The sequence below is a fragment of the Streptomyces sp. NPDC059455 genome (assembly GCF_042750115.1).
GTDB classification, from domain to species: domain Bacteria; phylum Actinomycetota; class Actinomycetes; order Streptomycetales; family Streptomycetaceae; genus Streptomyces; species Streptomyces endocoffeicus.
In genome coordinates, this window is the sequence record NZ_JBHYVB010000295.1 from 1 (window position 1) to 10,959 (window position 10,959).

A 10,959-nucleotide genomic window follows, 5' to 3' on the forward strand; every position below is an offset into this window, starting at 1 on the left:
CCGCCGCGGCGGCGGGCGCCCGCCGCGTTCCACCGCCGCAGCGCGGCGCGCCGCTCCGCCGGGCAGCAGCCCGAGGCCACGAACTCCACGGCCCGCAGCAGGCCCGGCACGGCGGGCATGACCCCGTCGTCGGCCGCCGAGCTGTCCCCGTGCAGCCCCTCCACATGGGCGATCAGCGCCTCGAACCGCCCGCCGTTCCCGCCGTTCCCGCCGTCTCCACCGCCCCCATGATGGCCGTCACCGCCGGTGAGCAGCGCCGCGGGCAGGGCCGCCAGCGGCAGCGCCGCCCGTACGGCCCCGGGGACACCGGCCGCGGCGGTCGCGGGCAGGCCGCGCAGCTGGATCAGCAGCCGCTCGTGCTCGCCCGGCGAGAGCAGCTTGGGCAGCCCGCAGCGGCGTCCTATGGCGAGGAGGTCGTCGGCCATCGAGCCGGCCGTGCCGCGTACCGCCTCGACCAGCGCGGGCAGCGCACGCCCCCGGGTGAGCAGCAGATGGGCGAACTCCTCGGCGGAGGGCACGCCGTCCGCGCGATGGCCGAGGCCGCACTGCCGGGCGACCGTACGGCAGCAGCGGATCCAGCCCTCGGACAGCGGCAGTGGCCCGTCCAGCAGGGCGACGAGCTCCGCGTAGGCGGGGTGGTCGCGTATGTCCTCCGCGGGCTGCCGGGGCAGCAGATGGCCCGCCCCGGCGTCGTCCAGCTCCCGCGTCACGCGCTGCCAGGGGATCCCCCAGGCGCGGCGCAGCGCCCCCTGGACGCGGAGCTTGGCCGTGACGAGCCCGACGACGGCGCCCTCCTCGTTGGACCACAACGGGCCGCCGCTGTAGGCGGGTTCGATGTCCAGGGCGCGCTCGGCCCCGTCGAAGTAGCCGAACCGCCCGTCGCACGCGCTCACTTCGGCGTCGGCGAACACCCCCGGCTCACCGCTGCCGTGCCAGGCCCGTACGAGCTGCCGCTTGGCCATCGGGTGCCAGCGCGGCGGCTCGATCGCGGGCGGCAGGGCTCCGTTCAGCCGCAGGACGGCGAGGTCGCCGTTCCACTCGAAGGCGCCCAGGCCGCCGTCGTCGGTCCGGGGCGGTATCCAGACCGTCAGCTCTGCATGGGCCTCGACGGTGTGCTCCGGTCCGTGGAGCCGTACGGACACGGCGATCGGGCCCGGGTGATCCGGGGCCAGCATGTCCTTTCCCAGCGCGCTGTTGACCACATGAGCGCACGTCAGCAGATGGCGCCCCGGCAGCAGGACGCCCGCGCCCGCCGGTCTTCCGTCGGCCTTGGCGAGAATGGACACCGCGGGCCGTGACGAGACCCCGTGCGCGTGGAACCACCCCATGGGCTTCAGCCCGCGGGGCCGGGCCGGGACGGCCCCGGCGGCACTGTCGGCTCGGGCCGCTCCGACGGCCTCCAGGTGGCCGAAATGGTCAGGTTGGCGCTCCCGTTGGCGCCTACGATGCCGAGTTTGAGGTCCTGGCCGACCTGCACCCCGAACTCCACGGTGAACTCCTGGGGCGGATGCGGAGCCGAGCTGACGGCGTCGTGTACGTCCTGGAGCACCGGCCCCAGCCCTTGCAGGATGACGCCCAGACCGGCGTTGGCCAGCGTGGCCGCGACCCGTGGCCCGCGCCCCACCGGGGTCACGCCGCCGACGCCGCCGTACGCGTCCTCGGGGGAGACGTCTCCTACGGGGGCCAGTTCCAGCCGTACGGTCGTGCCGTCCGCCAGGGGTATCTCACGGTGTTCCGTCACATTCCTCATCATGCCGATCATCAGGCCTCCGGTCTGCCCCTTCGCACCAAACGGCGCCGGAACGACGGACGGGGCGCGGGGCCACGGCGCGGGGCCACGGCGCGCGCCACCGGGGCGCCCCGCGTAAGGTCGATGTCGGATTCCCGCGAGCCTGCCCCCACCCCGCTGGCGGATGCTGGACCCATGCACACCGACACCGACCGGTGCCTCCGCGCCGCACAGGCGAAGGACGCCCGCTTCGACGGGTGGTTCTTCATCGCCGTCGTGACCACCGGGATCTACTGCCGGCCGAGCTGCCCGGTCGTCGGGCCCAAGCCCGAGAACATGCGGTTCTACCCCAGCGCCGCGGCCGCCCAGCAGGCCGGGTTCCGGGCCTGCAAGCGGTGCCGTCCGGACGCCAGCCCCGGCTCGCCGCAGTGGAACGAGCGGGCGGATCTGGTGGCCCGTGCCATGCGGCTGATCGCCGACGGTGTGGTGGACCGGGACGGGGTGCCGGGCCTCGCCGCCCGGCTGGGATACAGCACCCGGCAGATCGAGCGGCAACTGCTCGCCGAGCTCGGCGCGGGCCCGCTCGCGCTCGCCAGGGCCCAGCGGGCGCAGACCGCGCGGCTGCTGATCGAGACCAGCGCGCTGCCGATGGCGGACATCGCCTTCGCGGCCGGGTTCGCCAGCGTCCGCGCGTTCAACGAGACCGTACGGGAGATCTTCGCGCTCTCCCCGACCGAGCTGCGGCAGCGGGCCAGCCGCGGACCACGGACCAGCGTCCCGGGCGCGCTCACGCTGCGGCTGCCGTTCCGGGCGCCGCTGTGCCCGGACAACCTCTTCGGCCACCTCGCCGCCACCGCCGTCCCCGGCGTCGAGGAGTGGCGCGACGGCGCGTACCGGCGCACGCTACGGCTGCCGTACGGGCCCGGGGTGGTCACCCTCAGCCCCCGGCCGGACCACATCGCCTGCCAGCTCTCCCTCGCCGACCTGCGCGACCTGGCCGGGGCGATCAGCCGCTGCCGACGGCTGCTGGACCTCGACGCGGACCCGGCCGCCGTGGACGACCTGCTCCGTACGGACCTCCAGCTGGCCCCGCTCGTCGACAAGGCCCCGGGGCGGCGGGTGCCACGCGCGGTGGACGCGGACGAGTTCGCGGTCCGCGCGGTGCTCGGACAACAGGTGTCCACGGCGGCCGCCCGCACCCACGCCGGGCGCCTGGTGACGGCGCACGGCGAGCCCGTGGAGGACCCGGCGGGCGGCCTGACCCACCTCTTCCCGTCCGTCCAGGCCCTCGCCGGACTGGACCCCGAGAAGCTGGCCATGCCCCGCACCCGCCGCGCCACCCTCACCGGGCTGATCGGCGCGCTCGCCGAGGGCCGGGTCGCGCTCGGCGTCGGCAGCGACTGGGACGAGGCCCGCGCGAGCCTCGGCGCGCTGCCGGGCCTCGGCCCCTGGACCGTCGAGGTGATCGCGATGCGCGCCCTCGGCGACCCGGACGCCTTCCTCCCGACCGACCTCGGAGTGCGCCGCGCCGCCGCCGAACTGGGCCTGCCCGCCACGCCCGGCGCCCTCACCCGCCACTCGACCCACTGGCGCCCCTGGCGCGCCTACGCCGTCCAATACCTATGGGCCACAGACGCGGCCCACGCCATCAACCGCCTACCCGCGGCATGACGGTTTGTGGGCAATCGTTCCGCACCCGGCAACAAGACGACGGAAACCGGCCGGCTCCGCACCGGTTTGTGGGCAATCGTCCTGCGGAGGGGGCACCTCCCAGCGGTAGTTGGGGGAGGAACGGGTGGGCACAAATCGGCCACCGGGCCGCACCCGGCAACGAAACGGCGGCCCGCACACCGCTAAGCCGCCCGCCCCGACCGACCTTCACCACACCACAGACCACCACACCGCATCACCCACACCCCGCCGAGGAACACATGAACCGCACCCACACCACCATCGACAGCCCCTACGGCCCCCTGACCCTCGTGGCCACCGGCACCGACCTGTCCGGCCTCTACATGGTCGAGCAACGCCACCGCCCACCCGAGGAGACCTTCGGCGGCCCCGGCGACCCAGCCGACACCCCTTTCGCCGAGACCATCCGCCAGCTCACGGCCTACTTCGCGGGCGAGTTGACCGAGTTCGACCTGCCGCTGCACCTGGACGGCACGCCCTTTCAACGCCGCGTCTGGGCCGAGCTGCGGGCCATCCCGTACGGCGAGACCTGGTCGTACGGCCAGTTGGCCGACCGCCTCGGACAGCCGACCGCCTCCCGCGCGGTGGGCCTGGCCAACGGCAAGAACCCGGTCGGCATCATCGTCCCCTGCCACCGCGTCGTCGGCTCGACCGGCAGCCTCACCGGCTACGGCGGCGGCCTGGACCGCAAGCGGCGCCTGCTGGACTTCGAGGCGCGGCAAGAACTACCCGGCCTCTTCTGACGCAGAACGCAGAACGCAGAACGCAGAACGCAGGACGGGGGACGGGGAACGGGGGACGGGGCGATCAGCCCCCGTCACCCACCGCGATGCGATCCAGCAACGTGGGCAGTGCCGCACTGATGGGCTCGCGAACAACCTCGTCCGCGAGCTCGTCGTACGGCGTCGGCTCCGCGTTGACGATGATCAGCCGGGCCCCATGCTCGGCGGCCAACCCGGCGAGCGAGGCCGCGGGCTGAACCTGGAGACTCGTGCCGACCGCGATGAAGATCTCGCACGCCTGCGCCACCGCGACCGCTTCCGTCAGCACCTCCGGATCGAGGCTCTCCCCGAACATCACCGTGGCCGACTTCAGGATCCCGCCGCACTCCCGGCACGCCGGATCCGCCTCACCCGCCGCGACCCGCTCCAGCGCCTCGTCCATCCCGGACCGCGCCTCGCAGTGGGTGCACCGCACGGCCCGCGCGGTGCCGTGCAGTTCCAGCACCTTGCGCGCGGGCATTCCGGCGATCTGGTGCAGCCCGTCCACGTTCTGGGTGATCACCCGCACCGGCACCCCCGAGCGCTCCAGCCGGGCGACGGCCTCGTGCGCCCCGTTGGGCCGGGCCTGCAGCGCCTTGCTGTCGCGCCGCATCTCCCAGGAGCGGCGCCGGATGTCGGGGTCGGTCATGTAGTACTCGTACGTCACGAGCTTCTCGGCCTCGGGATCGCGCCGCCACAGCCCCTGCGGACCGCGGTAGTCGGGGATCCCGGAGTCGGTGGAGATGCCCGCCCCGCTGAGGATCGCCACCAGCGGCCGGTGCGTCGTCTCGCTGCTCATGCGGCGAGCGTACGCACGCCGCGCGGCCGACGGCGAGCGCGTTTTGCCGGACGGGTAAAGTCCGCCCGGCACCGGGACGGACGCGGCGGGGCGGACGGGGAGAGTACGGGAATGGCACGTTTCCTGTGGCTGACCAGCCACGACGCACAGGAGGACCAGGCGCGCGCACCGGAGGACGGTCTCCCCTGGACGATACGGATCTCCGACGGCCCCGCCCGCCGTGGCCGCACCAGCCGCCCGCTGGCCTTCCCCGAGCGGCGGAACCCACCCGGCGGCGGCCTCCCGGAGTACCGTGCCGCCCGTAAGGAGGGCACCCGCGCGTTCACCCTCTGGGCAGATCCCCATCGCGAGCAGGTGTTCGCGCAGGTGGTGACCAAGTCGGCCACCAAGGGCGGCCCCGCCGCTTACGAAGTCCTGGGCGCCGCCGGTGAACCCCTGGCCCTCGTCAACCGCCGCCCGGCCATGAAGGGCGGCCTCCGCACCCGCTGGACCGTCCAGCAGACCGGCTCCCGGCCCGCCGTGGGCTTCAAGGGACGGCCCTTCTGGTGGGGCGTGTGGTGGCTGTTCCTCCCCCTCCAACTGCTGGTCGTGATCGGCATCATCCTCAACGGCGGCGGCGACCCCGGCCGCACCCCGCGCCGTACCCGGTGGCGGCTGGACCGTCGGATCGTCCTCGACTTCCACAGCGGCCCCGGAACGGCCTTCGAGCTCACGGCCGTGGCGGACTGGTGGGACGACCGTGTGACCGCCTCCCTCGTCGCCCTCCTCGAGAGCCACGGCGGCTGGCTGGGCAGCGAATGGGACACCGCCGAGCGCTGACGTCCTCGTGGATGCACCCTCTCGGTGCGGAATCGCCGATTCCTGTCACTCCGCGTGAGTCACTGACCTTGGTCGAGAATAGGCCGGGCCGACTGGGCCCGATTCGTGCGGTACGTCACCGAGGCGTCGTGAGCGCCGACTTCAGGTAGTCCTCCACACGCACAACAGGTCGACCGAGAACATCGGCAAGCGTGGGGTCGACCGGTGCGAAGTCGCCGTCGCGGGCGGCGGCGAAGAGGCCGACGAGCAGGTCGGCCGACGACTCGGGCACGCCATGGGTGACCAACTGGGCCCGGTACTCGTCGTCGGAGACGACCACCCGGCGGATCGGGCGGCCCGTCAGCCGCGTGAGGATCTCCGCGATTCCGGCCATGTCGATCACCTCGGGACCGGTGAGCGCGGGGCTCAGGCCGTCCAGCACCTCCCCGGTGAGGGCGAGGACCGCCGCGTCGGCGAGGTCGGCGTGGGCGGTCCAGGCGACCGGCCCGTCCTCGGGCACGGCCAGGACGCCCGTCTCCAGCGCGCCCCTGACCAGCTCCACGGCCGATGAGATGTAGAAGCCGTTGCGCAGCGAGGTGAAGGGGACACCGGACCGCTGAAGAGCCTCCTCGGTGGCGGCGTGGTCGGGCATCGGGACGAACGGCGAGGACGGGCTCGCGCCCATGTGGCTCGTGTAGAGGATCCGCTTGGCCCCGGCCGCCGCCGCGGCCGCGATGGCCGCGCGGTGGCCTCGGACGGCGGCCTCGCCCGTGGTGCCCGTCGAGACGATCAGGATCTTCGAGGCGCCCTCGAAGGCGTGGGGGAGGGTGTCCGGGTCGGCGAAGTCGCCCCGGCGGACGCGCACGCCCCGCGCGCCGAGGTCCCGCGCGGCCTCCACATCGCGCACGCTGACGCCGATCTCCTCGGCGGGGACGGCTTTCAGCAGCCGTTCGGCGACCATCCTGCCGAGCTGGCCATTGGCTCCGGTAACGATGATCACGGTGATCTCCTCTGCCTGTTTCCAGTGCTATCGACGTCAACGTATCACCGGAAACGAATGGTCGCTAACGGGATCCTGTTATCGTTGGAAGCATGGAGAGGGAGGACGTCATCGCGCCGGACGCGAACCACGAGGCAAACCGAGACCGCGATGGGAATCGCGACCGCATCGTCGCGGCAGCCGCTCGGCTGCTGTCCGACGGCGGGCCCGACGCGGTCTCGACCCGGGCGGTGAGCTCCGCGGCCGGAGTGCAGCCGCCGACCATCTACCGGCTCTTCGGCGATAAACAGGGCCTGCTCGACGCGGTCGTCGCGTACGGCTTCACGGAGTACGTGAACAGCAAGAACGCCGAGGAACCCACCGATGACCCGGTCGAGGACCTGCGCGCCGGCTGGGACCAGCACATCGGCCTCGGCCTGGCCAACCCGGCGCTGTACTCGCTGATGTACGGCGGGCACCGCCCCGGGGTGTCCTCACCGGCCGCCGTCACCGCCTTCGACATGCTCGCCCGGCTCATCCGCCGTATCGCCGAGGCGGGGCGGCTCGCCATCCCCGAGGAGCGTGCCGCGGCCCTGGTCCACGCGGCGGGCTGCGGTACGACGTTCACGCTCATCGCCACGCCCGAGGACCGCCGCGATCCGGAGTTGTCCCGTACCGCCCGCGAGGCGGCCATCGCCGCGATCACCACGGACGCGCCCACCGCCGCCGAGCCCGGCCCCGTCGCGGCCGCCGTCACCCTGCGCGCCGCGCTGCCCCGGACGGACGCGCTGACCGCGCCCGAACGCGGCCTCCTGCGGGAGTGGCTGGACCGGATCGCCGATCCGGCCCACACAGTGAGCGGGCGGACCGAAACCCCCTCGCCCGAAACCACCTAACCCAAAACCACCTAACCCGAGACCCCCTAGCCCGACCCCCTAACCCGAGACCGCCAGCCGGTGCGTACGCGCCGCGAGGTCGCTGATGCGGGCCCCGTCGAAGCCGAAGACGGCGCTGCGCACCCGGTCCTCCAGCGGCTCGGTCCACTGCGGCGGGATGGCCGCCGCGCCGCACAGCACCCCCGCGACCGATCCGGCCGTGGCGCCGTTGGAGTCGGTGTCCAGGCCGCCGCGTACCGTCAGGGCGATCGTCGTCGTGAAGTCGCCCGCGCCGTAGAGCAGTCCGGCCGTGAGGACGGCGGCGTTGGGGACCACATGGATCCAGGGCAGCCCGGCGGTCTCCAGCTCCAGCTGGGCGAGCGCGTCCGCCCACGCCACGCCCGCGTCGTGCAGGGACGCGATCCGGCGCACCGTACGGGCCAGGCGGCAGCGCGGCGGGATCCGGTCCAGGGCGCTGTCGACGGCGGCGCGCGGACCGTCCGCCGTGAACGCGGCCGCGATCAGCGCGGCCGCCCACATCGCTCCGTACACCCCGTTGCCCGTGTGGGAGAGGACGGCGTCGCGGCGGGCCATCGCGGCGGCGCGCCGCGGATCGCCGGGGTTGACCCAGCCGTGGACATCGGCGCGGATCAGGGCGCCGATCCACTCCTGGTAGGGGTTGTCGAGGGTCGCGCTGAGCGGCGGCTTCACCCCGGCGGTGAGATTGCGGTAGGCGGCCCGCTCGGCGGTGAAGGTCTGCAGATACGGCAGCCGCAGCAGCCACACCTCGCCGACCTGCTCGGTGCTGAAGCAGGGGCCGTGGATCTCCAGCAGGTGCAGGCCGAGGACGGAGTAGTCCACGTCGTCGTCGCGGCAACTGCCGTGGATCCGGCCGCGCACGCAACTCTGCCACTCGGGGCGCAGCTCGAACTCCACCGGGTCGGGCGGCGGCTCCAGCGCGGGGAGGTAGTCGGTCAGCGGGAGGGCGTCGGCGCGGCGCAGATACCGGTCGATGCGGTCGCGGGTCCAGTGGTCGCCGTTCTCGACGGGTTTGCCGAGCATGTTCCCGGCGATCCGGCCGAGCCAGCCGCCGAGGATCCGGTCCGCGAGTGCGCTGCCGCTGAGGGCCATGGGTCAGGTGTACCCATCTGAGGTGGGTGTACCGGTGCGGTCGCGCCGGATAGGGTCACAGCGGCGCGACCACCTGTGCGAATGCGAGGGGTTACGAAGGTGACGGACGCTTCGACGGAGGCTTCGGAGGACTCGGCGGCCTTGAAGACGGAAGCCGCGGCAGAGACCAGGACATGGGCGCAGGGGCAGGCGACACCCCCGAAGCGCGTGCTGATCGCCGCGGACAAGTTCAAGGGCTCGCTCACGGCGGTGGAGGTCGCCGAGCGCGTCACGGTGGGCCTGCGCCGCGGCGCGCCCCGGGGCGGCGAGGGCCTGCGGATCGCGGCGCTGCCCGTCGCCGACGGCGGGGACGGCACGGTGGACGCGGCGGTCGCCGCCGGGTTCGAACGGCGCGAAGCGCGGGTCACCGGGCCGCTGGGCGCGCCGGTGACGGCGGCGTACGCGCTGAGCGGGTCCACGGCCGTGGTGGAGATGGCCGAGGCGTCCGGGCTGCGCCATCTGCCGAAGGGGGTGTTCGCGCCGCTCACCGCGACCACGTACGGCAGCGGGGAGCTGCTGCGCGCGGCGCTGGACGCGGGCGCCCGCACGATCGTCTTCGGCGTGGGCGGCAGCGCGACGACGGACGGCGGCGCGGGGATGCTCAGCGCGCTGGGGGCGCGCTTCCTGCGGGAGGACGGTACCCCCGTCGCACCGGGCGGAGGCCCGCTGCGCGACCTCGCGACGGCCGATCTGTCCGGCCTCGACCCGCGCCTCACGGACACCGAAACCGTCCTGGCCAGCGACGTCGACAATCCCCTCACCGGGCCCAAGGGCGCGGCGGCGGTCTACGGCCCGCAGAAGGGCGCGGGCGAGGACGATGTGGCGGCCCTGGACGCCGCCCTCGCCCACTACGTACGCGTCCTGGAGCGCGCGGTCGGGGCCTCGGCCGCCGAATACGCCCTCGCCCCCGGCGCGGGCGCGGCGGGCGGCATCGGCTTCGGCGCCCTCGTCGGCCTCGGCGCGGCCTTCCGCCCCGGCATCGAGGTGATGCTCGACGTCCTCGGCTTCCCCGCCGCGTTGGAGGGCACGGACCTGGTGATCACGGGGGAGGGCTCGCTGGACGAGCAGACCCTCCACGGCAAGGCCCCGGCAGGCGTCGCGGCGGCGGCCCGCGCGCGGGGCATCGAGGTGGTCGCGGTCTGCGGCCGCCTGTCCCTGGCCCCCGCGGCCCTGGGCAACGCGGGCATCCGCCGCGCGTACGCCCTCACCGACCTGGAACCGGACCCGGCCCGCTGCATCGCCGAGGCCGGCCCCCTCCTGGAACGCACCGCAGAACGCCTGGCGGCGGACTTTCTCAGCTGACACCGGCGCATCTCCCGAATTCGGGTATGGGTACGGGTGCGTACCCGTACCCTGATCTCATGAGTGGAGGGAGCCTCACCATGGCCGACGCCAACGTCCGAATTCCCACCGAGGCACGAGACCGGCTGGCCGAGATAGCGGCTTCGGAGGGGCTTTCCCTGCGGGCGTATCTGGCCCGCCTCGCCGACACCCTGCTCACCCCGGCCGAGCGGGCCGAGCGCGCCGAGCGAGCTCGCGCCGTGTTGCATGAGTGGAACGGGTACAACCCCAGCGAAGGCGAAATCGCAGACTTGGACGCCGACCTGGACCGGCGTCTGGCCGAGGCGGACGCTCGGTGACGGAAGCTCTGCACATCGTGCTGGACGACACCGCCATGGTGGCCGCCGGGCGCGGCAATATCCTGCTCTCCCGCCTGATCCACCGGGCTCACGCCGAGCCGGGCTGGTTCCTCTACGCTCCGGCCTGTGCCCTTGTGGAGGCCGACCGGGCCCGTCCCGGAACGGCGGAGCACATCGCCGCCCTGCCCAGCCTCACCGTCCTCGACCTCGACCTGCCTGCCGCCTTGGCGGTGGCACGCGACGCCGCCGGATGGGCGGCTGCCCACACCGCGTACGTGGCCCAGCCGACCCCTGAGCGCCCTGCCGGAGCAGTGGTCGCGACGGCCGCGGCGGACGAGTGGAAGGGGCAGCCGGTGCGGATCCTCGACGTGGGGCAGTGACGTCGGCCGTGACCGAAAACGCCCGGGGGGGGGCGCGCGGGGGGGGCCCGGGCCCCCGCCCGCCCGCCCCCGAGCGGGCGGGGGGGGTGCACACCGCCCCCACCCGCGCCGCCACCCACCGCGCCCGGGGGGGCGG

At 74.0% G+C, this 10,959-nt stretch carries 12 protein-coding genes; 7 read left to right on the forward strand and 5 right to left on the reverse strand.

Annotation, left to right across the window (positions count from 1 at the left end; all coding sequences use genetic code 11):
- Together ACFXB5_RS49590 and ACFXB5_RS49595 are read right to left on the reverse strand one after the other, a co-directional pair.
- On the reverse strand, nucleotides 1-1,328 hold a 1,328-nt coding region (locus ACFXB5_RS49590), incomplete at its 3' end, for a serine protease (protein WP_385221631.1).
- 5 nt (nucleotides 1,329-1,333) lie between these two features.
- Nucleotides 1,334-1,750: a CU044_2847 family protein gene (locus ACFXB5_RS49595; protein WP_385221655.1), complete on the reverse strand. Its 417-nt coding sequence runs from the start codon at nucleotides 1,748-1,750 to the stop codon at nucleotides 1,334-1,336.
- 174 nt (nucleotides 1,751-1,924) lie between these two features.
- Here ACFXB5_RS49595 and ACFXB5_RS49600 point away from each other — a divergent pair, with 174 nt between their 5' ends.
- The gene (locus tag ACFXB5_RS49600) at nucleotides 1,925-3,400 is read left to right on the forward strand and encodes an AlkA N-terminal domain-containing protein (RefSeq protein WP_385221633.1); all 1,476 of its coding nucleotides are present in this window, start codon (nucleotides 1,925-1,927) and stop codon (nucleotides 3,398-3,400) included.
- A gap of 260 nt (nucleotides 3,401-3,660) precedes the next feature.
- The gene (locus ACFXB5_RS49605; RefSeq protein WP_385221636.1) at nucleotides 3,661-4,164 is read left to right on the forward strand and encodes a methylated-DNA--[protein]-cysteine S-methyltransferase; all 504 of its coding nucleotides are present in this window, start codon (nucleotides 3,661-3,663) and stop codon (nucleotides 4,162-4,164) included.
- A gap of 64 nt (nucleotides 4,165-4,228) precedes the next feature.
- Here the strand turns inward: ACFXB5_RS49605 and ACFXB5_RS49610 are convergent, their stop codons facing one another.
- Complete coding sequence (locus tag ACFXB5_RS49610; RefSeq protein WP_385221639.1) at nucleotides 4,229-4,981, reverse strand: NAD-dependent deacetylase; 753 nt, start codon at nucleotides 4,979-4,981, stop codon at nucleotides 4,229-4,231.
- Nucleotides 4,982-5,092: 111 nt separating this feature from the next.
- Here ACFXB5_RS49610 and ACFXB5_RS49615 point away from each other — a divergent pair, with 111 nt between their 5' ends.
- Complete coding sequence (locus ACFXB5_RS49615) at nucleotides 5,093-5,800, forward strand: hypothetical protein (RefSeq protein ID WP_385221642.1); 708 nt, start codon at nucleotides 5,093-5,095, stop codon at nucleotides 5,798-5,800.
- Nucleotides 5,801-5,915: 115 nt separating this feature from the next.
- Here ACFXB5_RS49615 and ACFXB5_RS49620 read toward each other — a convergent pair whose 3' ends face one another.
- Complete coding sequence (locus tag ACFXB5_RS49620) at nucleotides 5,916-6,779, reverse strand: NAD(P)H-binding protein (RefSeq protein WP_385221644.1); 864 nt, start codon at nucleotides 6,777-6,779, stop codon at nucleotides 5,916-5,918.
- 92 nt (nucleotides 6,780-6,871) lie between these two features.
- Here ACFXB5_RS49620 and ACFXB5_RS49625 point away from each other — a divergent pair, with 92 nt between their 5' ends.
- Nucleotides 6,872-7,654 carry a TetR/AcrR family transcriptional regulator gene (locus tag ACFXB5_RS49625; RefSeq protein ID WP_385221647.1) on the forward strand — a complete coding sequence of 261 codons (783 nt, stop codon included), beginning with the start codon at nucleotides 6,872-6,874 and terminating at the stop codon, nucleotides 7,652-7,654.
- 39 nt (nucleotides 7,655-7,693) lie between these two features.
- Here ACFXB5_RS49625 and ACFXB5_RS49630 read toward each other — a convergent pair whose 3' ends face one another.
- Nucleotides 7,694-8,764, reverse strand: a complete 1,071-nt coding sequence (locus ACFXB5_RS49630) for an ADP-ribosylglycohydrolase family protein (protein WP_385221649.1) — start codon at nucleotides 8,762-8,764, stop codon at nucleotides 7,694-7,696.
- Between the two features lie 207 nt (nucleotides 8,765-8,971).
- Between ACFXB5_RS49630 and ACFXB5_RS49635 the strand changes: the two genes are divergently transcribed.
- The 3 genes from ACFXB5_RS49635 (at nucleotide 8,972) to ACFXB5_RS49645 (ending at nucleotide 10,823) form a co-directional block, all read left to right on the forward strand.
- A complete protein-coding gene (locus tag ACFXB5_RS49635; protein ID WP_385221658.1) occupies nucleotides 8,972-10,105 on the forward strand; it encodes a glycerate kinase in 1,134 nt (377 codons plus the stop codon).
- Nucleotides 10,106-10,185: 80 nt separating this feature from the next.
- Nucleotides 10,186-10,443: a hypothetical protein gene (locus ACFXB5_RS49640; protein ID WP_385221659.1), complete on the forward strand. Its 258-nt coding sequence runs from the start codon at nucleotides 10,186-10,188 to the stop codon at nucleotides 10,441-10,443.
- Nucleotides 10,440-10,823: a hypothetical protein gene (locus ACFXB5_RS49645; RefSeq protein WP_385221652.1), complete on the forward strand. Its 384-nt coding sequence runs from the start codon at nucleotides 10,440-10,442 to the stop codon at nucleotides 10,821-10,823. Before ACFXB5_RS49640 ends, ACFXB5_RS49645 begins: the two co-directional genes overlap by 4 nt.
- Nucleotides 10,824-10,959 lie beyond the last annotated feature (136 nt).